Annotated in this window: 20 protein-coding genes and 1 tRNA gene; 10 read left to right on the plus strand and 11 right to left on the minus strand. The window is 69.5% G+C overall.

Annotated elements, in window-relative coordinates; all coding sequences use genetic code 11:
- The first annotated feature begins 100 nt into the window (after positions 1 to 100).
- Together AC3WXD_RS17945 and AC3WXD_RS17950 are read left to right on the plus strand one after the other, a co-directional pair.
- The gene (locus AC3WXD_RS17945) at positions 101 to 1,057 is read left to right on the plus strand and encodes a Bug family tripartite tricarboxylate transporter substrate binding protein (protein WP_492324325.1); all 957 of its coding nucleotides are present in this window, start codon (positions 101 to 103) and stop codon (positions 1,055 to 1,057) included.
- Positions 1,058 to 1,229: 172 nt separating this feature from the next.
- On the plus strand, positions 1,230 to 1,571 hold the full coding sequence (locus AC3WXD_RS17950; protein WP_020201906.1) for a hypothetical protein: 342 nt from the start codon (positions 1,230 to 1,232) through the stop codon (positions 1,569 to 1,571).
- A 166-nt stretch (positions 1,572 to 1,737) separates the two neighbouring features.
- Here the strand turns inward: AC3WXD_RS17950 and AC3WXD_RS17955 are convergent, their stop codons facing one another.
- Positions 1,738 to 2,859 carry a porin gene (locus AC3WXD_RS17955; protein WP_029043362.1) on the minus strand — a complete coding sequence of 374 codons (1,122 nt, stop codon included), beginning with the start codon at positions 2,857 to 2,859 and terminating at the stop codon, positions 1,738 to 1,740.
- Positions 2,860 to 3,156: 297 nt separating this feature from the next.
- Between AC3WXD_RS17955 and AC3WXD_RS17960 the strand changes: the two genes are divergently transcribed.
- From AC3WXD_RS17960 to AC3WXD_RS17970, 3 genes are all read left to right on the plus strand, one after another.
- Complete coding sequence (locus AC3WXD_RS17960) at positions 3,157 to 3,537, plus strand: hypothetical protein (protein ID WP_492324326.1); 381 nt, start codon at positions 3,157 to 3,159, stop codon at positions 3,535 to 3,537.
- Between the two features lie 5 nt (positions 3,538 to 3,542).
- Positions 3,543 to 5,084 carry a methyl-accepting chemotaxis protein gene (locus AC3WXD_RS17965; RefSeq protein WP_492324327.1) on the plus strand — a complete coding sequence of 514 codons (1,542 nt, stop codon included), beginning with the start codon at positions 3,543 to 3,545 and terminating at the stop codon, positions 5,082 to 5,084.
- Between the two features lie 100 nt (positions 5,085 to 5,184).
- A tRNA-Arg gene (locus AC3WXD_RS17970) sits at positions 5,185 to 5,261 on the plus strand.
- A gap of 85 nt (positions 5,262 to 5,346) precedes the next feature.
- On the opposite strand, the gene AC3WXD_RS17975 is transcribed toward AC3WXD_RS17970, so the two are convergent.
- Positions 5,347 to 5,811, minus strand: a complete 465-nt coding sequence (locus AC3WXD_RS17975) for a hypothetical protein (RefSeq protein WP_492324328.1) — start codon at positions 5,809 to 5,811, stop codon at positions 5,347 to 5,349.
- Between the two features lie 94 nt (positions 5,812 to 5,905).
- Between AC3WXD_RS17975 and AC3WXD_RS17980 the strand changes: the two genes are divergently transcribed.
- The gene (locus AC3WXD_RS17980) at positions 5,906 to 6,298 is read left to right on the plus strand and encodes a hypothetical protein (protein ID WP_043365824.1); all 393 of its coding nucleotides are present in this window, start codon (positions 5,906 to 5,908) and stop codon (positions 6,296 to 6,298) included.
- 50 nt (positions 6,299 to 6,348) lie between these two features.
- Here the strand turns inward: AC3WXD_RS17980 and AC3WXD_RS17985 are convergent, their stop codons facing one another.
- The 4 genes from AC3WXD_RS17985 to AC3WXD_RS18000 form a co-directional block, all read right to left on the minus strand.
- The gene (locus AC3WXD_RS17985; protein WP_020201850.1) at positions 6,349 to 6,723 is read right to left on the minus strand and encodes a hypothetical protein; all 375 of its coding nucleotides are present in this window, start codon (positions 6,721 to 6,723) and stop codon (positions 6,349 to 6,351) included.
- A gap of 134 nt (positions 6,724 to 6,857) precedes the next feature.
- On the minus strand, positions 6,858 to 7,889 hold the full coding sequence (gene pstS / locus AC3WXD_RS17990; protein WP_492324329.1) for a phosphate ABC transporter substrate-binding protein PstS: 1,032 nt from the start codon (positions 7,887 to 7,889) through the stop codon (positions 6,858 to 6,860).
- A 430-nt stretch (positions 7,890 to 8,319) separates the two neighbouring features.
- Positions 8,320 to 8,511 (minus strand): hypothetical protein, encoded by a 192-nt coding sequence (locus AC3WXD_RS17995; protein ID WP_020201848.1) that lies wholly within the window; start codon positions 8,509 to 8,511, stop codon positions 8,320 to 8,322.
- Between the two features lie 230 nt (positions 8,512 to 8,741).
- Positions 8,742 to 9,437 (minus strand): dienelactone hydrolase family protein, encoded by a 696-nt coding sequence (locus AC3WXD_RS18000; protein ID WP_059412484.1) that lies wholly within the window; start codon positions 9,435 to 9,437, stop codon positions 8,742 to 8,744.
- A gap of 269 nt (positions 9,438 to 9,706) precedes the next feature.
- Between AC3WXD_RS18000 and AC3WXD_RS18005 the strand changes: the two genes are divergently transcribed.
- From AC3WXD_RS18005 to AC3WXD_RS18020, 4 genes are all read left to right on the plus strand, one after another.
- Positions 9,707 to 10,060: a YciI family protein gene (locus AC3WXD_RS18005; protein WP_020201846.1), complete on the plus strand. Its 354-nt coding sequence runs from the start codon at positions 9,707 to 9,709 to the stop codon at positions 10,058 to 10,060.
- Positions 10,061 to 10,271: 211 nt separating this feature from the next.
- Positions 10,272 to 10,685, plus strand: a complete 414-nt coding sequence (locus tag AC3WXD_RS18010) for a YciI family protein (protein ID WP_020201845.1) — start codon at positions 10,272 to 10,274, stop codon at positions 10,683 to 10,685.
- A 63-nt stretch (positions 10,686 to 10,748) separates the two neighbouring features.
- Positions 10,749 to 11,156, plus strand: a complete 408-nt coding sequence (locus tag AC3WXD_RS18015; RefSeq protein WP_492324330.1) for a VOC family protein — start codon at positions 10,749 to 10,751, stop codon at positions 11,154 to 11,156.
- An 18-nt stretch (positions 11,157 to 11,174) separates the two neighbouring features.
- The gene (locus AC3WXD_RS18020) at positions 11,175 to 12,452 is read left to right on the plus strand and encodes an RNA polymerase sigma factor (protein WP_492324331.1); all 1,278 of its coding nucleotides are present in this window, start codon (positions 11,175 to 11,177) and stop codon (positions 12,450 to 12,452) included.
- A gap of 49 nt (positions 12,453 to 12,501) precedes the next feature.
- Here AC3WXD_RS18020 and AC3WXD_RS18025 read toward each other — a convergent pair whose 3' ends face one another.
- The 5 genes from AC3WXD_RS18025 to AC3WXD_RS18045 all read right to left on the minus strand — a co-directional run.
- Positions 12,502 to 13,218: a class I SAM-dependent methyltransferase gene (locus AC3WXD_RS18025; protein ID WP_454733644.1), complete on the minus strand. Its 717-nt coding sequence runs from the start codon at positions 13,216 to 13,218 to the stop codon at positions 12,502 to 12,504.
- A 172-nt stretch (positions 13,219 to 13,390) separates the two neighbouring features.
- Positions 13,391 to 15,415 carry an acetyl/propionyl/methylcrotonyl-CoA carboxylase subunit alpha gene (locus tag AC3WXD_RS18030; RefSeq protein WP_059412487.1) on the minus strand — a complete coding sequence of 675 codons (2,025 nt, stop codon included), beginning with the start codon at positions 15,413 to 15,415 and terminating at the stop codon, positions 13,391 to 13,393.
- 40 nt (positions 15,416 to 15,455) lie between these two features.
- Positions 15,456 to 16,241: an enoyl-CoA hydratase/isomerase family protein gene (locus AC3WXD_RS18035; protein WP_059412488.1), complete on the minus strand. Its 786-nt coding sequence runs from the start codon at positions 16,239 to 16,241 to the stop codon at positions 15,456 to 15,458.
- Positions 16,242 to 16,285: 44 nt separating this feature from the next.
- Entirely contained in the window at positions 16,286 to 17,893 is a 1,608-nt protein-coding gene (locus tag AC3WXD_RS18040; RefSeq protein WP_020201839.1) for a carboxyl transferase domain-containing protein, read from the minus strand.
- Positions 17,894 to 17,936: 43 nt separating this feature from the next.
- A partial coding sequence (locus tag AC3WXD_RS18045; protein WP_492324332.1) for an acyl-CoA dehydrogenase family protein occupies positions 17,937 to 18,524 on the minus strand: 588 nt, incomplete at its 5' end.

The raw sequence follows: 18,524 nt of genomic DNA on the forward strand, positions 1-18,524 counted from the left end.
CCTCCCCCCCCCCCCCCCTCCCCCCCCCCCCCCCCCCCCCCCCCCCCCCCCCCCCCCCCCCCCCCCCCGCCCCGTTTTCCCGACCAACCGAGTATCTGCGATGAAGCGTTTCCTTTTCACCCTCATGGCGGCCTGCCTGCCGCTGCTGGCAGGCGCGCAAGGTTATCCCGCCAAGCCCGTGCGGCTGGTGGTGCCGTTCCCCGCGGGCGGTCCCGCCGACGTGCTCGGCCGCGTCGTCGGCGAAGGGCTGTCGAAGGCCTGGGGCCAGAACGTGCTGGTCGACAACCGCGCCGGCGCGGCCGGCAACATCGGCGTGGACCAGGTCGCCAAGGCGCCGCCGGACGGCTACACGCTGGCCGTGGTGCCGGTCGGCAACATCGCGGTGAATCCCACGCTGATGCCGAACCTGCCCTACAAGCAGGCGGACCTCGCGCCCGTGGCCATGCTCGCCACCGCCGAGAACGTGCTGGTGGTCAGCGCGGGCGTGCCGGCCAGGACGCTGCCCGAACTGCTCAGGCTCGCCGGCCAGAAGCCCGGCGAACTCACCTTCGCCTCGCCCGGCGCCGGCAGCCAGGCGCACCTGGCGGGCGAGCTGCTGCAGCTCGACGCCGGCATCAAGCTGATCCACGTGCCGTACAAGGGCGTCAGCCCCGCCATCACCGACCTGGTGGGCGGCCAGGTCACGATGATGTTCGCGCAGCTTTCCTCGGCGCTGCCCTACATCAAGGCCGGCAAGCTGCGCGCGCTCGGCGTGGCCAGCGCGCGGCGCTCCGCCGTGCTGCCCGACGTGCCCACCATCGCCGAGCAGGGCTTTCCCAAGTTCGAGGCGGTCTCGTGGTACGCGCTGATGGCGCCCGCCGGCACGCCCCGCGACGTGATCCAGCAGCTCAGCCACCAGGCCGGCCAGGTGCTGGCCAGTCCCGCGCTCAGGGAAAAGCTCGCCGTGGTCGGCATGGACGCCGCCGGCGGCACGCCCGCCGAACTGGCCACGGCCATCCAGAAGGAAAGCGCGCGCTGGGCCGAGGTCATCCACAAGCGCCATATCACCGTGGACTGAACACGGCCGACCGGGCGCGCCGGGACTTGCATATGAAAATGCGGACTGGTTATGATGATTTTTATTCCTTTTTAGAATCGTCCGCGGAGGCATAAGCTGTGTGCATCGGATACGGCATCGCGACCCACGACGGATCGGATGGAGCCGTACCCCTCCGAGGAAAGGAATCATCATGAACACCCAGCGTTTTGTCTCCGTTGCCATTGCCGCCGCACTTGCGGCGGCCTTCGCCGCAGGTAGCGCCCAGGCTTCCAGTGCCAGGCGGGATGCTTTTACCGACGGCGCGCGCATCGAGCAACGCAGCCCCTTCACCGACGGCGCCAGGGCCGGCAAGGTGGTGCCGCGTGGCGACCTGGTCGCCGGCATGGACCTCACCGGCGTATCGGCCACGCCGGCGCGCGCCGGTACCCGCGACCCCTACACCGACGGCGCGCGCATCGACAGGCGTGACCCGTTCACCGATGGCGCGCGTATCGACAAGCGCGACCCGTTCACCGACGGCGCCCTTGCCTGAGCGGCGGCCCGTCTGCGAGCACGCTGGCTGAACCTCGGCTCGGCCAGCCCGCTTCTTCATAGTGCGCCTGCCGGCGCCTTCACGCCCGCACGATTCTTCTCGTCGTGCGGGCTTTTTCATGCCGGCCGCCCATCCTGGGCGGGTCGGGGGGCATAGCCCCCCGAGGTCAGAAGCGCGTGCGCAGGCCCACGCCGGCGCCGGTCCGGGAGCGCGCGCCACCGAACGAGCCGGCCGGGTTGTTCGGATCCGTGATGGAGCCGCCCGACAGCTTGCTGTAGTCGGCCTCCAGGTAGGCATCGGTGCGCTTGGACAAGCTGTACACGGCGATCGCGTACACGGACTGCACCAGGCCCGATACGCCGGGGCGGACCCCCGTCACGTTGTCGCGCATATAGGCCAAAGTCACCTTGACCGCCCCCGGCGATTGATAGGAAACGCCCACTGCCGCGTACTTGTCGCGCCGCTCGGCCGTCTGCGTGCCGGTGCCGAGGACGGTATTGGCATTGCCGCCGATGCTGGTGTTGGCCAGCGGCGTGCCGCTGCCGCTGGCGCCGATCACGAAGCCGGGCTCGCGCCAGGAGTCGAGGTAATAGCCATGCAGCGTGAAACTGCCGAGCGCGTAGCGGGCGCCGGCCGTCCACAGGCGCATCGCATTCCCGTTGGCGTCCTTCGATTGCTGGCCGACGGCCCCCGCGTGAAGCGCGTCGACGTCATAGGTGATGGCCAGCTGCACGGTGCTGCCGCTGGCCATCTGCCCCGCGCGCTCGCCGAACGAGTACTGTGCCTCCACGCCCAGGCCGCCCCATTGCTTGCTGTAGTCGACGGTGTTGTCGTAGCGCAGTCCCGTCAGCGCCGTCTGCCAGCTCAGTTCCGTGTAGTTGCCGATGGTGATGGGGTCCACGCCGATGACGAAGAGATAGGCCGCACCCATCTGCCGGCCCAGCTTGATCGTCCCGAAGGTGTCGTTGCCCAGGCCGACCCACGCCTGGCGCCCGAACAGCTGGCCCTGCTGTCCCGCTCGTCCGGTGTCCGGGCCGAAGCCGCTTTCCAGCGTAAACAGTGCCTTGCTGCCCATGCCCAGATCCTCGGCGCCGCGGATCCCCCACCTGGAGTTGTTGAAGGCGCCCTCGGTCAGGGCGATCTGGCTGCGGGGCCCGTTGCCGGTGGCCTGGTGGGTGGTGTAGCGAATGCTCGTATCGATGACGCCGTACAGGGTGACGCTCGATTGGGCAACTGCGCTGCAGGAAATTAAAGATAAACCTGCAAGCGGAATAATGCCGGGTTTCAAAATCCTCTCCCTTTATGTGGAAAACAACAAAGAACATTTAGCCGGCGGCTAAACGAAATATGCTGCGCGAAAGCGCGGGACGGTTATCCGCGGCGCTCCGGCGGGTGGTTTTCCGAGGGGCTATGGCTCGACCGGGCACGGATTCCACCCGGTCGTCGTCATTCGAGGCGTGCTGGATGCATGGGGGCGTCTGACGTTCGTCGTCCGGCGCTGGCGATCCTCCTGGGCGGAATCGCGCATGGGTCGCGCCGTTTTTGTTCTTGCTTGTTAGTGTATGGAGTTCATGGTTTTCATGTCATGAAAAAAACGATCCGGGATTATTCGGTTTTTTCTTTATTGTTTATCCGAATGTCACGTGCCGATGCCGCCCGATGCCGTTATTTCGTTTTTCCGGGGCGGCGCGTCGTATCGATTATCGAGATCGGCTCCAATGGGCACGCATGGCATGCGCGCGTTCCCGGCGAGCACGGTGCCGCTGCCTTCCCGCCGTCTTCCCGCTGGTGCTCCGCGCAAGCGACGGACGGCGGGCAACTAAAGGTTTTCCCTGATTTGCCGATAAGGAATCATCGTCCCAGATGGGCCTCCATCCGGCAGGCGGCAGGCAAAAAGGGCGGACCGGTGTCCATTTTCCTCCCGACGCACCGGCACTTCGCCACCATTCAATCGCAAATCAGGTAGAAGAAATGAAAAGCTTGGGAATTGGCGTGCGCCTCGGCATTGGCTTCGGCGTAGTGATATTGTTGTCCACCTTCATGACCATGCTGGGTATCGTGCGCCTGCAACAGGTCGCCGACCGCACGAACGACATGATGCGGCAGCCGCTGGCCAAGGAACGCATGGTCAGCGACTGGTACCGCCTGATGCATACCAGCGTGCGCCGCACCACCGCGGTGGCCAAGAGCTCCGACCCGTCGCTGGGCGCGTTCTTCGCGGCGGAGACCAAGGGGTCGTTCGCCGCCATCGGCGCGCTGCGCGACAAGATCGAGCCGATGCTGACCAGCGACGAGGAAAAGGCCGCGTTCAAGAAGATCCTGACCGTGCGCAATCCCTACAACGATTCGCGCGAAAAAATCTCCAAGCTCAAGGAGGCCGGCAACGCGGACGAAGCCAACCAGGTGCTGGAGAAGGAATTCGTGCCGGCCGGCGACGCCTACCTCGCCGAGATCCAGAAGCTGCTCGACATCCAGCGCGCCAGCATCGACGCCACCGCGCTGGAGATCCACAGCATCTACCTGAACGCGCGCAACGGCATGATCGTGATCGGCGCGCTGGTGCTTGCCATCGGCGTGGCGTTCTCGGTGTGGCTGACGCGCGGCATCACCGGGCCCCTGCACCGCGCCGTCGCCATCGCGCGCACGGTCGCGGCCGGCAACCTGGGCAGCCGCATCGAGGTGGACAGCAAGGACGAGACCGGCCAGCTGATGCAGGCCCTGTCCGACATGAACGCCAACCTGCTGCGCATCATCAGCCAGGTGCGCAACGGCACCGACGCCATCGCCACCGGCACCAGCCAGATCGCCGCGGGCAACACCGACCTCTCCCAGCGCACCGAGGAACAGGCATCGTCGCTGCAGGAAACCGCCTCCAGCATGGAAGAGCTGACCAGCATCGTGCGCCAGAACGCCGACAACGCCAAGCAGGCCAGCACGCTGGCCGTCAACGCGTCGGAGATCGCCGTCGAAGGCGGCGAAGTGGTGGGCCAGGTCGTCACCACGATGGAAGACATCAACGGCGCCTCGCGCAAGGTGGTGGACATCATCGCCGTGATCGAAGGCATCGCCTTCCAGACCAACATCCTCGCGCTCAACGCCGCGGTGGAAGCCGCGCGTGCCGGCGAGCAAGGCCGCGGCTTCGCCGTGGTGGCCGGCGAAGTGCGCAGCCTGGCCCAGCGCAGCGCCACCGCCGCCAAGGAAATCAAGGCCCTGATCGGCGACTCGGTGGACCGCGTGGAAAAGGGCTCCCAACTGGTGGCGCACGCCGGCCAGACGATGGAGCGCATCGTCGGCGCGGTCAAGCGCGTGACCGACATCATGGGCGAGATCAGCGCGGCCTCGGCCGAGCAGAGCGCCGGCATCGAGCAGGTCAACCAGGCCGTCACGCAGATGGACACCGTGACGCAGCAGAACGCGGCACTGGTGGAACAGGCCGCGGCAGCCGCCGGCTCGATGGAAGAGCAGGCCCAGCGCCTGAAGGAAGCGGTGGCATCGTTCAGGCTGGCCGCGTAAGCCGTCCGGCCCGGCGCGGGGCGCAACGCCCCGCCGGGCGCCCCATCCGCGGAAAAAGCTTGCATTTTTCCACGGCTGCGATATAGTCGCGGCCTCGCGTGCGGCTGTAGCTCAGTTGGATAGAGTACTTGGCTACGAACCAAGGGGTCGTGGGTTCGAATCCTGCCAGCCGCACCATCCATTACAGTGACGATGCAAGCAATGGCCCGGAGAGTTGTCGCTCTCCGGGCCGTTTTTTTTTGCGCGACCCGCTTCGTTGGCGTCAGGCCAGCCGAGACCCGTCCAGCACCCAGAACGCCCAGACGGCAAGAAAGGGCATGGCGCACAGCCAGCGAAGACGCCACCCATGTCTTGTGGCAAACAACGCGCAGAGTGCCAGCACGCTGCTCGCCCACAGCGCGGCGACCGAGACCAGATAATGCGCCTGCGATTGGTATGCCCACATGGCGGCGGCGGGTCCGGCGGCGTCAAACGGATACGCTTCCGGTGCGGTCCAGGCATGCCAGAAGTCGATTGGCATCAGCGCGGCGATCAGACCGGGCGTGATCGCCGCCGCCATCCTGAGAGCGAACTTCCAATTCCACTTAGAAGACATAGGCGCAATGCCAGGGTTGCATGGCGTGCCGGATTGGCACGGCTGGCTATTTGACCGGAATCGGCGCGCAGCGTAAATCTGACGAATTCCAAATGAAGCCGGCGGATGGCGCGCGCCTTCCTGCTTGTTCATGCGTATGGTGTGGCTCGGACAATGTGCTGCACCGACAGCCTCCCAAGCCGATTGCGGTAACATGCGGCCACCGTTTTTTGCCAAAGGAGAGAAAATGTCCCACCGACGCGTATTGCTGTCCGCCGCGCTGGCGCTGGCGGTTTCATGGCTCGCGGGATGCGCCAGCGGCGTCAGTCCGGAGTCCATCCAGGCGAGGGAGCCGGTGCGCGTGCACTCGGCGGCCAGCCCGGCCGCGCTGGTGGCGTGCCTGAAGGGCCGGCTGGGCGATGACGCCAACGTGGTGTCGTATCCCGAGCCGGGCAGGGTGGATATCCGCATCGGCAGCACCGACAATTCCGAGTACAGGTATTACCACCTGGTCAGCCTGCGCCGGGGCGGGGAAGGCACGGAAGTGGAGATCCGCAGCGCGGACGAATGGCATCCGCTGCTCAGTGGCGGCCGCGTGCGCGGCATGGTGGAGGACTGCGCGCCGGCGAAGACGCGCTAGCGCTGCCGTGCCGGTGCCGCCGCGCTGGCGGTACCGCGGGCGGCGCTGGTTCAGGGCTGTATGGTGCGCAGCAGGTGTTCCTGCAGGCGGCTCAGTTCGAGCGCGATGCCGCCGGGAAAGCCCTGGCGGCCGCCGCGCCGGTCGATCAGCAGGTCGGTGAGGTAGGCCGACAGCACGGCGGGGCTGGCCGCGAGCGCGGCCATCTGGTTGCCGATGCGGGCGTAGCCGCGGCACAGTTCCAGCGGCCGCGCGTCGGGCGGCAGCGAGGCCAGCCATTTGAGCGCGGTGTCGGTGAGGACCTGCGTCCCGGTGCTTTCGGGGCGCCGCATGGTCGGCCAGTCGGGTTCGGCCTGCGTGGGGACCGCGCCGTCCAGTATCTGTTTTGCTTCCTCGATTGAGACGAACTCGAACGAGAGGGATTCCATGCCAACTCCGGGATCAGGTATGCGCGCCGTCGTGAATCGGCGGCGTCTGATTTTACCGGTATCGGCCGTTTCCGTGCCTTCTTGAGCCGCGCGGGCCGGACGCCTTCGCGCGGTCTTGCCGGCAGCCCGCCGGCTCATTTCATGTTCTCGCTCCAGTAGGCCTCGATCTGCTTGACCAGCACCGGCGGCAGGGCCACGTAGTGCTCGGCGGTGGCGTCGGCCTGGCCGTCGTTGAGCGCCCAGCGGAAGAACGACAGCGCGTTCTTCGCGCCGGCGGCATCCCTGGGCGCCTTCGGCATGATGACGAACACCACGCCGGTGATGGGCCACGCCTGCCCGCCGGGCGGATCGGTGATGACCTGGTAGAAGTCCGGCTGCTGGTTCCAGTCCGCCGACGCCACCGCGGCGCTGAACGTCTCGCGCGAGGGCACGACGTAGGCGCCGTCCTTGTTGCGCAGCGCCGTGTAGGGCAGCTTGCGCTGGAGCGCGTAGGTCAGCTCGGCATAGCCGATCGCGCCCTTGACGCTCTTGATGTAGGCGGCCACGCCCTCGTTGCCGACCGCGCCCACGCCGGTCGGCCACTTGATGGTGGTGCCGGCGCCCACGCCGCGCTTCCATTCGCCGCTGACCTCGGACAGGTAGTTGGCCCAGTTGAAGGTGGTGCCGGAACTGTCGCTGCGATGTACCACCAGGATCTTCTGGTCCGGCAGCGCGAGGCCGGGATTGAGCGCGCCGATGGCGGGATCGTTCCACCTGGCGATCTTGCCGAGGTAGATGTCGGCCAGCACCTGCCCGGTCAGCCGGACCTGGCCCGGGACCACGCCGTCGAGATTGACGATGGGCACCACGCCGCCGGCCACCAGCGGGAACTGGACCAGCCCCGAGGCGCGCAGCTCGTCCGGCTTGAGCGGCATGTCCGAGGCGCCGAAGGCAACGTTGGCGGCCTTGATCTGGCGGATGCCGTTGCCCGAGCCGATGGCCTGGTAGTTCACCTCCTGCCCGGTCCTGGCGTAGTAGGTCGAGGCCCATTTCAGCAGCAGCGGGTAGACGAAGGTCGAGCCGGCGCCGGTGATGTCGCCCGCCTGCGCCAGCAGCGCGCCGCCGGCGAGCACGCATGCCAGGGTGGCCCGTTGCCATGCCTTTTGCCAAGATCGGGAGCAGGTCATGTCGGCGGCCTCCTTCGTATGCGGGCGGAGCAGATGTCTGCGCGGGCCGCCGTGCTATCCGCTGCGCGGCGGCGATGCGCAGCGGGGCAATCGGCTTCCTCTCATGCTAGCAGTCGCGCGCGAATTTCCAACAGGTGTTTTGCCGGCGCCGCGCGCAGCTTGCCGTGCGGCGGGTTGTCGAGGTCGAAGTGGTCGAAGCGGTCGCAGGCATCGTCGCGGGTGTCGATGCGCTGGCAGACGCAGCGGTGCAGGGCATCGCCGATGCGTGCGCGCGTTGCGGTCTTCCAATCGTTCGTGGCCGGTCACGCTGATGAACCGCGGCGGGATGTCGGTCCTGCCTGCCGGCGCGCCGCATCCAGCCACGCAGCCGGCCACGCAGCCGGGCGCGGCGGGCGTTCTTCCCGCCCGCGCCCGTGCCGCGCAGCGCGCATCACTTCGGCGTGGGCATGTGCAGCTGGCCATCGTCGCCGAGCACCAGCCCCTGCCACGTGGCGGGCTTGCCCGACAATTCCCAGGCCGCGATCTGCACCGGGGTCCTGCCGATGCCGCCTTTCACGGCTTGCATCGCTTCGCGGTCGAGCGCTTCCGCGGCGGGAAGGTCCTTGATTTCGAGGGTGTCCATGATGGTTCTCCGTGACGGGTCATGTTGGCGGCGGGCCAACGGTGTGGCCCGCCTGACCATGACAACGCACGGTCCGTGCCGGTGGCGCGGCGCCGGCATTTGTGGCGAATGCCCGCCCTGGCGCGCGGGGGCCGCGCGTTTGCGCCGTGGAACAGGCGGGCCGCGCCCGACAGGCGCCGCCGCGGTGACGGTGGCCGGCCAACAGCGCCGCCGCCGCCGGCCGGATGCCCTCAGGACAGGTTGGCGCGGAAGAAGGCCGCGGTGCGGTCGTTGGCGGCCTGCGCGGAGGCCGCGTCGAAATGCACGCCGTTGTTGCGCGCGAACGCATGCGAGCAGCCGGGGTAGGTGTGTATCTCGATATGGGACCGCGGCGACAGCGCGGCGATGATCCGCGTCCAGGTTTCGCGCGGCACGAATTCGTCGGCTTCCGCGATATGCATCAGCAGCGGCTGGCGGATGTTGCCGGCCTCGCCGAGGTACTGGTCGATGCCGACGCCGTAGTACACCGTCACGGCATCGGCGTCCGTGCGCGCCGCGGTGAGGAAGGCGAGCAGCCCGCCCAGGCAGAAGCCCACCGCGCCGACCTTGCCGCCGGCGCCGTCCAGCGCGCGCGTGTAGCGGATGGTGGCGTCGATGTCGCGCACGCCCGCCGGCACGTCGAAGCCGTTGTAGAGCTTGAACGCCTTGTCCCACTCGGCCTGGGTGGCGTCGGTCAGTTCCACGCCGGGCTCCTGGCGCCAGTAGAGATCGGGGCAGATGGCCACGTAACCCTGCGCGGCGAAGTCGTCGCAGGTCTTGCGCATGTCCGCGTTGATGCCAAAGATCTCCTGGATCACCACGATCGCCGGCGCCTTCGCCGCCGCCGGCCGCGCCAGGTAGGCGGCAAAGGTCCCGTCCGCCGTGCTTATCTTCACCATTTCGCCCATCGTCGTGCTCCCGTTCGAGATTCGATGCAGTCGCCCGGGGCAGCCTGCGCCGGACGTGCGAATAGGATTATTGGCGGCCTGCGCCGGACCGCAAGGGAAAACCGGCACGCCGGCCTGCCGCGTCGTGTCGCGTCCTGCCGCCGGCATCCTCACTGCAATTAACGGCCAGGAAGCGAGGGCGGCCGCGCAGGTGGCCGGCCGCTTGCGGCCGGCACCGGGGGCGTGCAGGATGGGGGCCTGTCCAATCCCGACATGCGCTGGAGACCCGTATGCCGTACATGCTGCTGATCGTGGAACCTGTTGGCCAGCGCGCCGCGCGCACCGAGGAGGCGGGCCGGCAGGCCTACGCGAGCATGACGCAGTTCGCCGGCCGCCTGACCGAGCGCGGCGTGCTGCTGGGCTGCAATTCGCTCACCTCGGATGCCCGGGGCGTGCGCGTGCAGGTGCGCGAAGGCCGCCGCGACCTGCTCGACGGTCCGTTCGCGGAGGCCAAGGAGATGGTCGGCGGTTATTTCCTGCTCGACTGCGCCAGCCAGGACGAGGCCATCGCCATCGCCGCCGAATGTCCGGCCGCAAGCTGGTGCACGGTGGAAGTGCGCGAAGTGGGGCCGTGCTTTACGTGAAGCTCCACGCGGCTGCATGGGCGGCATGGGCGGAGGTGGATGCTTCTAGGTAATTACCCTGGGTTCGCGGGATTTTCGCGCGCGCGCTGTCGATCCTGCCGCGCGCGGCGCGTCGTGCCGGCATGCGCCGCGGCACCGGGCCGGTCACAGGACCGACCGCAATGCCGGTGCCGCCGGCTCCCGACCGACCGTCAACCCGAGGAGCGATGCAATGCGATTCATGATCCTGGTGAAAGCCACCCAGGCCAGCGAAGCCGGCCAGATGCCCGAGGAAAGCCTCATTGCCGCGATGGCGGCCTATCACGAGCAACTGGCCAGGGCCGGCGTGCTGCTCGACGGCGCCGGGCTTAAGCCCAGCGCGGCCGGCTGGCGCATCCGCCATGCCGGCGGCCGGCGCACGGTGACGGACGGCCCGTTCGCGCAGACCAACGAACTCGTGGCCGGCTACACCCTGATCCAGGTGCGCAGCCGCGAGGAAGCGATGGAGTGGGCGCGCCGCTTTCCCGCGCCGCACGGCGAGACGGCCGACGGCGAGATCGAGGTGCGTCCGCTCTATGAACTGGAGGATTTCGCGCCCGGCCCCGCCGTGGACCGCTTCCGCGCGCTCGGCATGGGCCAGCGCTGAAGGCGCCGAAGCGGACGCGAGCGCAACGAGCGCGGCGCACATCACGAGCACCACGAGGACATCATGCACAAGCAAATCTACGTCAACCTCGCCGTGGCCGACCTGCCGCGCGCGATGGATTTCTTCAAGGGCCTGGGCTTTGCCTTCAACCCGCGCTTCACCGACGGCAACGCGGCCTGCATGGTCATCGGCGAGAACATCCACGCCATGCTGCTGACCGAGGCCTTCTTCAAGAGCTTCACCACGCGCGCGCTGTGCGACACCGCGCACAGCACCGAGGTGCTGATCTGCCTGTCGTGCGAGAGCCGCGCCGAGGTCGATGCGCTGGTCGCCAAGGCGCTGGCCGCCGGCGCCCGCGCGCCGCGCGCGCCGCAGGACCACGGTTTCATGTACGGCCACGGCTTCGAGGACCTGGACGGCCATATCTGGGAGCTGGTGTACATGGAGCCGCAGGCCGCGGACCCGGCCTGAATGTCCCGGGGCGGCAGGATGACGGCGATTCCCCCGGCGCACCGCGCGATCGAGGCCGTATGGCGCATCGAATCCGCCAGGGTCATCGCCCACGTGGCGCGCGTGGTGCGCGACGTGGGCCTGGCCGAGGAACTGGCGCAGGACGCCTTGCTGGCCGCGCTGGAGCGCTGGCCGGAAAGCGGCGTGCCGGACAACCCCGGCGCGTGGCTGATGACCACGGCCCGGCACCGCGCGCTGGACCACCTGCGCCGGCAGGCGCTGCACGCGCGCAAGCACGAGCAGATCGGCCATGAGCTCGACGCGCTGGAGGCCCGCATGGTGCCCGACTTCGTCGATGGGCTCGACGCGGCCCGCGAGGACGACATCGGCGACGACCTGCTGCGCCTGGTCTTCACCGCCTGCCATCCGGTGCTGTCGCGCGAGGCGCGCGTGGCCATGACCCTGCGCCTGCTCGGTGGCCTCACCACCGCCGAGATCGCGCGCGCCTTCCTCACGCCGGAGCCCACCATCGCCCAGCGCATCGTGCGCGCCAAGCGCGCGCTGGGCGCGGCGCGCGTGCCGTTCGAGGTGCCGGGGCCGCAGGCGCGCGCAGCGCGCCTGGCGTCGGTGCTGGAGGTGATCTACCTGATCTTCAACGAGGGGTATGCCGCCACCGCCGGCAGCGACTGGATGCGCCCCGCGCTGTGCGAGGAAGCGCTGCGCCTGGGCCGCACGCTGGCCGGCCTGATGCCGGACGAAAGCGAGGTGCATGGACTGGTGGCGCTGATGGAGATACAGGCCTCGCGCACGCACGCGCGCGTCGACGCGCAGGGCCGGCCGGTGCTGCTGCCCGACCAGGACCGCGGCCGCTGGGACCCGCTGCTGATCCGGCGCGGCCTGCACGCGCTGGCGCGCGCGCAGGCGCTTGGCGGCGCGCTCGGCCCCTACGCGCTGCAGGCCGCGCTGGCCGCCTGCCACGCGCGCGCGCCGAGCGCGGCCGAGACCGACTGGGCGCAGATCGCCGCGCTGTACGACGCGCTCGCGCAGGTCATGCCGTCGCCGGTGGTGGAGCTGAACCGCGCGGTGGCGGTGGGCATGGCCTTCGGCCCGGCGGCCGGGCTGGAGATCGTCGATGCGCTGGCCGCGGGGGCCGCGCTGGAGAACTATCACCTGCTGCCCAGCGTGCGCGGCGACCTGCTGTCGAAGCTGGGCCGCTTCGCGCAAGCGCGCGCCGAGTTCGAACGCGCCGCCGGCATGACCCGCAACGCGCGCGAGCGTGAACTGCTGCTGGCGCGGGCGCGCGCGGCGCGGGGGTGAGGGCAGGCGCCCGCCACCACCACAAGCCCCCACCAGACCATCGCATCGCCTACTGCGCCACGATGCCCGGCCGCGCCATCCGCGTGTACACCAGCAGGCGTCCCTTGTAGGCATTCTGGTCGGTGCCGGCGGGACGGTCCAGCCGCTGCTCCGCCAGCGAGAAACCGAGCGCCGCCATCCACCGGTTGAAGGCCGGGCGGTTGCCGCGGTCGGGGTCGACGATCCAGACTTCCGCGGCCGCGCTGGCGTGGCTGTCGATGTAGCGCGCGAGCCTGCCGTCGGTGTCGCGCTCGTAGAGCAGGTCGCTGCCGATGATCAGGTCGAAGTCGCCCGCCACGTTCTGCACGCCTGCCAGGCTCGGGTCGCTGCCGTCGGCCGCGCCCCAGTGGCCGTGCCGGTATTTCATCGGCGCGAGGCCGTTGATGCGCGCGTTCTCCGCCAGGAAGGGGCCGGCCATCGGGTGGCAGTCGCTGGCGGTCACGTCGGCGCCGCGGCGGTGCGCGACCAGGCTGGCCAGCGCCGTGCCGCAGCCGATCTCGAGGATGCGCTCGGCCGGGTCCACCGGCCGCGCGGCGATGCGTTCGGCCAGCAGCGCGCCGGACGGCCACAGCATGCCGAACAGCGGCCACGCGGCGGAGGAAATGCCCATGCGTTCGGCGTCGCCGTGGGGATCGTGGAACTGCTGCTGGTCCAGCAGGCAACGAATGACCAAATCGGGCGCGCCCGCGATGGCAACGCGCTCTTGCTTGGTTTGATACCCGGGCATGGGGAGAGGGGGAGGCCGGGAACCGGCCCCGCTAGAGGGAGGGAGCGGGCAGTATGCCCGAAATACCCCGCCGCGGGCCGGAATTCGCCGTCAAATGCGCGCAAAAGCCGCGCCGCAGGCACTCCGTGGATGCCCGCGGCGCGGCAAGGCACAGGCCATGCCGGGCAAGGCGTCAGGCCGGCGCGTCTTCCAGCGTGACCAGCTGCGCGCCGTCCTGCACCTGGTCGCCCACCGCGTACAGCACTTCCTGCACCACGCCGTCGGCGGGCGCGGTCAGCGTGTGCTCCATCTTCATGGCTTCCATCACGATGAGCGGGTCGCCCTTGCCGATCACGGCGCCGGCCTTGACCATCACCGCGATGATGCGGCCCGGCATCGGCGCCACCAGCTTGCCGCCCTCGGCATCGGCGCCGGCCGCGTGCGCGAGCGGGTCGATCACCTCCAGCCGGGTTTGCCGGTCGCCGCTGAACACATGGATGGCATCGCCGTCGAGATGGGTGCTGCCCTTGACCGTGCGCTCGCCAAGGTCGAGCGCATGGCCGTCGCCGGCGCTGGCCGCGCGGAAGGGCACGGTCTGCCCGTTCACGCTCAGCCACTGCCGCGCGCCGTCGTCGCGCAGGCTGGCCTCGGTCTCGCCCTCGGCCGTGCGCAGGCGGAAGCGGCGCGTGGCCTCGCCGTTCAGGCGCCACGCGCCGCCGTGTCGCCACGGCGAATGCGCGTCGGCCGGGTCCACGCGGCGCGCGCGCGCCTGCGCGTCGAGCAGCGCCGCCACCGCCAGCGCGATGGCGTCGATGCCCTCCGGCCCGGCGGGCGGGAACAGCGCCGCGTGGTTGCGCTCGATCAGGCCGGTGTCGAGGTCCGCTGTGGCGAACGCCGGCGAGGCCACCAGCCGCTGCAGGAAGGCGATGTTGGTGGACAGGCCCACCACGTGGTACTGCGCCAGCGCCTGCGCCATGCGCGCCAGCGCTTCCTCGCGGTCGCGGCCCCACACGATCAGCTTGGCGATCATGGGGTCGTAGAAGGGGCTGATGGTGTCGCCCTCGCGCACGCCGGAATCGATGCGCGCGCCGGCCGGGCCGCCGCGGTCCTGGCCCAGCTCGAACTGCACCGCCGCCGGCGTGCGCAGGTAGCGCAGCGTGCCGGTGGACGGCAGGAAGCCCTTGTCCGGGTTCTCGGCGTACACGCGCGCCTCCAGCGCGTGGCCGTGGATGCGCAACTGGTCCTGCCTCAGCGGCAGCGGCTCGCCGGCGGCCACGCGCAACTGCCATTCCACCAGGTCCTGCCCGGTGATCATCTCGGTCACGGGATGTTCCACCTGCAGGCGCGTGTTCATCTCCATGAAGTAGAACGAGCCGTCCTGGTTGGCGATGAACTCCACGGTGCCGGCGCCCACGTAGCCCACCGCCTGCGCCGCGGCCACGGCGGCGTCGCCCATCGCGCGCCGGCGCTCCTCGCTCATGCCCGGCGCCGGGGCTTCTTCCAGCACCTTCTGGTGGCGCCGCTGCACCGAGCAGTCGCGCTCGAACAGGTAGACGCAGTTGCCGTGCGTATCGGCGAACACCTGGATCTCGATATGGCGCGGGCGCGTCAGGTACTTCTCCACCAGCACCTTGTCGTCGCCGAAGCTGGCCGATGCCTCGCGCTTGACCGAGGCCAGCGCGGCCTCGAAGCCAGCGCCGGCCTCGACCACGCGCATGCCCTTGCCGCCGCCGCCGGCGCTGGCCTTGAGCAGCACCGGGTAGCCGATGCGGTCGGCCTCGCGGCGCAGCAGCGCGGCGTCCTGGTCCTCGCCGTGGTAGCCCGGCACCAGCGGCACCGCGGCCTTTTCCATCAGTTGCTTGGCCGCGCTCTTGCTGCCCATCGCGCGGATGCTCGATGCCGGCGGCCCGATGAAGACCAGCCCCGCGGCCGCGCAAGCCTCGGCAAAACCGTCGTTCTCGGACAGGAAGCCGTAGCCCGGGTGGATCGCCTGCGCGCCGGTGGCCAGGGCCACCGCGATGATGTGCTCGCCGCGCAGGTAGCTGTCGCGCGCGGCCGCGCCGCCGATGTGCACGGCTTCGTCGCACAGCGCCACGTGGCGCGCGCCGGCATCGGCGTCCGAGTAGACCGCCACCGTGCGGATGCCCAGGCGGCGGCAGGTGGCGGCCACGCGGCAGGCGATTTCGCCGCGGTTGGCGATCAGGATTTTGTTGAACATGCTGGTGGTCCTCTTGTCTTTTCCTTGCGTGCGGCGTGCCTCAGACCTTCCAGGCGGGCGCGCGCTTCTCCAGGAAGGACTTCACGCCTTCCCGTCCTTCGTCCGAAGCGCGGATCGCGGCTATGCGCTCCGCCGTCTGCGCCAGCAGGTCGTCGTCGACCGGCCGCCCGGCCACCTCCTGCACCAGCCGCTTGCTCTCGCGCACTGCGTTCGGGCTGTTGGCCGCCAGCGTGGCGGCCAGCTCGGCCACCTTGGCGTCCAGCGCGGCGGCGGCCACCACCTCGTGCACGAAGCCCAGCCGCAGCGCCTCGGCCGCGCCGAAGCGCTCGGCGGTGATGAAGTAGCGGCGCGAGGCCTGCTCGCCCAGCGCGCGGATCACGTAGGGGCTGATGGTGGCCGGCAGCAGGCCCAGGCGCGCCTCCGACAGGCAGAAGGTCACGCCCTCGGCCGCCACCGCGATGTCGCACGCCGCCACCAGCCCCACGCCGCCGGCGTAGGCGTCGCCGTGGATGCGCGCGATCACCGGCTTGGGGCAGGACCAGATGGTGTGCAGCATCTGCGCCAGCGTCAGCGCGTCGGAGCGGTTCTCGTCGTGCGAGTAGCCGGCCATCTTCTTCATCCAGTTCAGGTCGGCGCCGGCGCAGAAGGCCGGGCCGTTGCCGGCCAGCACGATGGCGCGCACCGAGGGCTCGCTGCCCAGCGCGCGGAAGGCGCCGGTCAGCTCGGCGATCACGGTTTCGTTGAAGGCGTTGCGCACGTCGGGCCGGTTCAGCGTGACGGTGGCCACGTGCTGCGCGGTGGTGACGGTGAGGGTGGTGAATTCCATTTCGGTGTCCTGTGGCGGTGCGTGGGCGTGGGCGGGGCAGGGCGTTACATGCGGAACACGCCGAACTTCATCTCGCCGATCGGCGCGTTGAGGCTGGCCGACAGGCCCAGGCCCAGCACCGTGCGCGTCTGCGCGGGGTCGATCACGCCGTCGTCCCACAGGCGCGCGCTGGCGTAGTAGGGATGGCCCTGGTGCTCGTACTGGTCGCGGATCGGCTGCTTGAACTTGTCTTCTTCCTCGGCGCTCCAGGCGCCGCCGCGGGCCTCGATGCCGTCGCGGCGCACCGTGGCCAGCACGCTGGCGGCCTGCTCGCCGCCCATCACCGAGATGCGCGCGTTCGGCCACATCCACAAGAAGCGCGGCGAATACGCGCGCCCGCACATGCCGTAGTTGCCCGCGCCGAACGAGCCGCCGATGATGACCGTGAACTTGGGCACTTGCGCCGTGGCCACCGCCGTCACCATCTTGGCGCCGTTGCGCGCGATGCCTTCGTTCTCGTACTTGCGGCCCACCATGAAGCCGGTGATGTTCTGCAGGAACACCAGCGGGATCTTGCGCTGGCAGCACAGCTCGATGAAGTGCGCGCCCTTGAGCGCCGACTCCGAGAACAGGATGCCGTTGTTGGCGATGATGCCGACCGGGTAGCCCCAGATCCGCGCGAAGCCGCACACCAGCGTGGTGCCGTAGCGCGCCTTGAACTCGTCGAAGTCGGAATCGTCCACGATGCGCGCGATGACCTCGCGCACGTCGTAGGGCTTGCGCGTGTCGGTGGGGATCACGCCGTACAGCTCCTCCACCGGGTAGCGCGGCGGCAGCGGCTCGTGCAGGCGGATCTGGTCCGGCTTGCGGCGGTTCAGGTGCTGCACGATATTGCGCGCCAGCGACAGCGCGTGCGCGTCGTTCTGCGCGAAGTAGTCCGCCACGCCGGACAGGCGCGTGTGCACGTCGGCGCCGCCCAGGTCCTCGGCGCTCACTTCCTCGCCGGTGGCCGCCTTCACCAGCGGCGGGCCGCCCAGGAAGATGGTGCCCTGGTTCTTGACGATGATGGACTCGTCGCTCATGGCCGGCACGTAGGCGCCGCCCGCCGTGCACGAGCCCATCACCACCGCGATCTGCGGGATGCCCTGCTTGGACAGGTTGGCCTGGTTGTAGAAGATGCGGCCGAAGTGGTCGCGGTCGGGGAACACGTCGTCCTGGTTGGGCAGGTTGGCGCCGCCCGAGTCCACCAGGTAGATGCAGGGCAGGTTGTTCTGCTCGGCGATCTCCTGCGCGCGCAGGTGCTTGCGCACGGTCAGCGGGTAATAGGTGCCGCCCTTGACGGTGGCGTCGTTGCAGACGATCACGCATTCCTGCCCGGCGATGCTGCCGATGCCGGTGATGATGCCCGCGCCCGGCGCGGCATCGTCGTACATGTCGTAGGCCGCCAGCTGCGACAGCTCCAGGAACGGCGTGCCGGGGTCCAGCAGCTGCTGCACGCGCTCGCGCGGCAGCATCTTGCCGCGCGACAGATGCTTGGCGCGCGCGTCCTCGCCGCCGCCTTCGGCCAGTTTGGCGATCCTGGCCTTGAGGTCGTCGACCAGCGCCTGCATGGCGTCGGCATTGGCGCGGAACGATTCCGAGCGCGCATTGAGTTTGGTTTCGAGCGTGGGCATGGGTCTGGGTATCTCGTATCAGGGGTCGCGCTGGCGAGCGGCCTTACATCGTCTCGGCGTACAGTTCGCGCCCGATCAGCATGCGGCGGATCTCCGAGGTGCCCGCGCCGATCTCGTACAGCTTGGCGTCGCGCCACAGCCGGCCCACCGGGTATTCGTTGATGTAGCCGTTGCCGCCCAGGATCTGCACCGACTCGCCCGCCATCCACGTGGCCTTCTCCGCCGTGTACAGGATCACCGCCGCGCAGTCCTTGCGCACCTGCCGCACGTGCTCGCGGCCCAGCGCGTCGAGGTTCTTGCCCACCGTGTACAGGTAGCTGCGCGCGGCCTGCAGGGTGGTGTACATGTCCGCCACCTTGCCCTGGATCAGCTGGAACTCGCCGATGCTCTGGCCGAACTGCCTGCGGTCGTGGATGTAGGGCGTGACCACGTCCATGCACGCCTGCATGATGCCGACCGGCCCGCCCGAGAGCACCGCGCGCTCGTAGTCCAGCCCGCTCATCAGCACGCGCGCGCCGCCGTTCTCGGCGCCGAGGATGTTCTCCACCGGCACTTCCACGTCCTCGAACACCAGCTCGCCGGTGTGCGAGCCGCGCATGCCGAGCTTGTCCAGCTTCTGCGCCACCGAGAA

It is taken from the genome of Cupriavidus sp. FW216-B1, assembly GCF_058789195.1.

Excerpts from the sequence above, each read along its gene's own strand:
- AC3WXD_RS17945 (WP_492324325.1), top strand. The coding sequence starts at position 101 with ATGAAGCGTTTCCTTTTCACCCTCATGGCGGCCTGCCTGCCGCTGCTG.
- AC3WXD_RS17950 (WP_020201906.1), top strand. The coding sequence starts at position 1,230 with ATGAACACCCAGCGTTTTGTCTCCGTTGCCATTGCCGCCGCACTTGCG.
- AC3WXD_RS17960 (WP_492324326.1), top strand. The coding sequence starts at position 3,157 with ATGAAAAAAACGATCCGGGATTATTCGGTTTTTTCTTTATTGTTTATC.
- AC3WXD_RS17965 (WP_492324327.1), top strand. The coding sequence starts at position 3,543 with ATGAAAAGCTTGGGAATTGGCGTGCGCCTCGGCATTGGCTTCGGCGTA.
- AC3WXD_RS17975 (WP_492324328.1), bottom strand. The coding sequence starts at position 5,811 with ATGAACAAGCAGGAAGGCGCGCGCCATCCGCCGGCTTCATTTGGAATT.
- AC3WXD_RS17980 (WP_043365824.1), top strand. The coding sequence starts at position 5,906 with ATGTCCCACCGACGCGTATTGCTGTCCGCCGCGCTGGCGCTGGCGGTT.
- AC3WXD_RS17985 (WP_020201850.1), bottom strand. The coding sequence starts at position 6,723 with ATGGAATCCCTCTCGTTCGAGTTCGTCTCAATCGAGGAAGCAAAACAG.
- pstS (WP_492324329.1), bottom strand. The coding sequence starts at position 7,889 with ATGACCTGCTCCCGATCTTGGCAAAAGGCATGGCAACGGGCCACCCTG.
- AC3WXD_RS17995 (WP_020201848.1), bottom strand. The coding sequence starts at position 8,511 with ATGGACACCCTCGAAATCAAGGACCTTCCCGCCGCGGAAGCGCTCGAC.
- AC3WXD_RS18000 (WP_059412484.1), bottom strand. The coding sequence starts at position 9,437 with ATGGGCGAAATGGTGAAGATAAGCACGGCGGACGGGACCTTTGCCGCC.
- AC3WXD_RS18005 (WP_020201846.1), top strand. The coding sequence starts at position 9,707 with ATGCCGTACATGCTGCTGATCGTGGAACCTGTTGGCCAGCGCGCCGCG.
- AC3WXD_RS18010 (WP_020201845.1), top strand. The coding sequence starts at position 10,272 with ATGCGATTCATGATCCTGGTGAAAGCCACCCAGGCCAGCGAAGCCGGC.
- AC3WXD_RS18015 (WP_492324330.1), top strand. The coding sequence starts at position 10,749 with ATGCACAAGCAAATCTACGTCAACCTCGCCGTGGCCGACCTGCCGCGC.
- AC3WXD_RS18020 (WP_492324331.1), top strand. The coding sequence starts at position 11,175 with ATGACGGCGATTCCCCCGGCGCACCGCGCGATCGAGGCCGTATGGCGC.
- AC3WXD_RS18025 (WP_454733644.1), bottom strand. The coding sequence starts at position 13,218 with ATGCCCGGGTATCAAACCAAGCAAGAGCGCGTTGCCATCGCGGGCGCG.
- AC3WXD_RS18030 (WP_059412487.1), bottom strand. The coding sequence starts at position 15,415 with ATGTTCAACAAAATCCTGATCGCCAACCGCGGCGAAATCGCCTGCCGC.
- AC3WXD_RS18035 (WP_059412488.1), bottom strand. The coding sequence starts at position 16,241 with ATGGAATTCACCACCCTCACCGTCACCACCGCGCAGCACGTGGCCACC.
- AC3WXD_RS18040 (WP_020201839.1), bottom strand. The coding sequence starts at position 17,893 with ATGCCCACGCTCGAAACCAAACTCAATGCGCGCTCGGAATCGTTCCGC.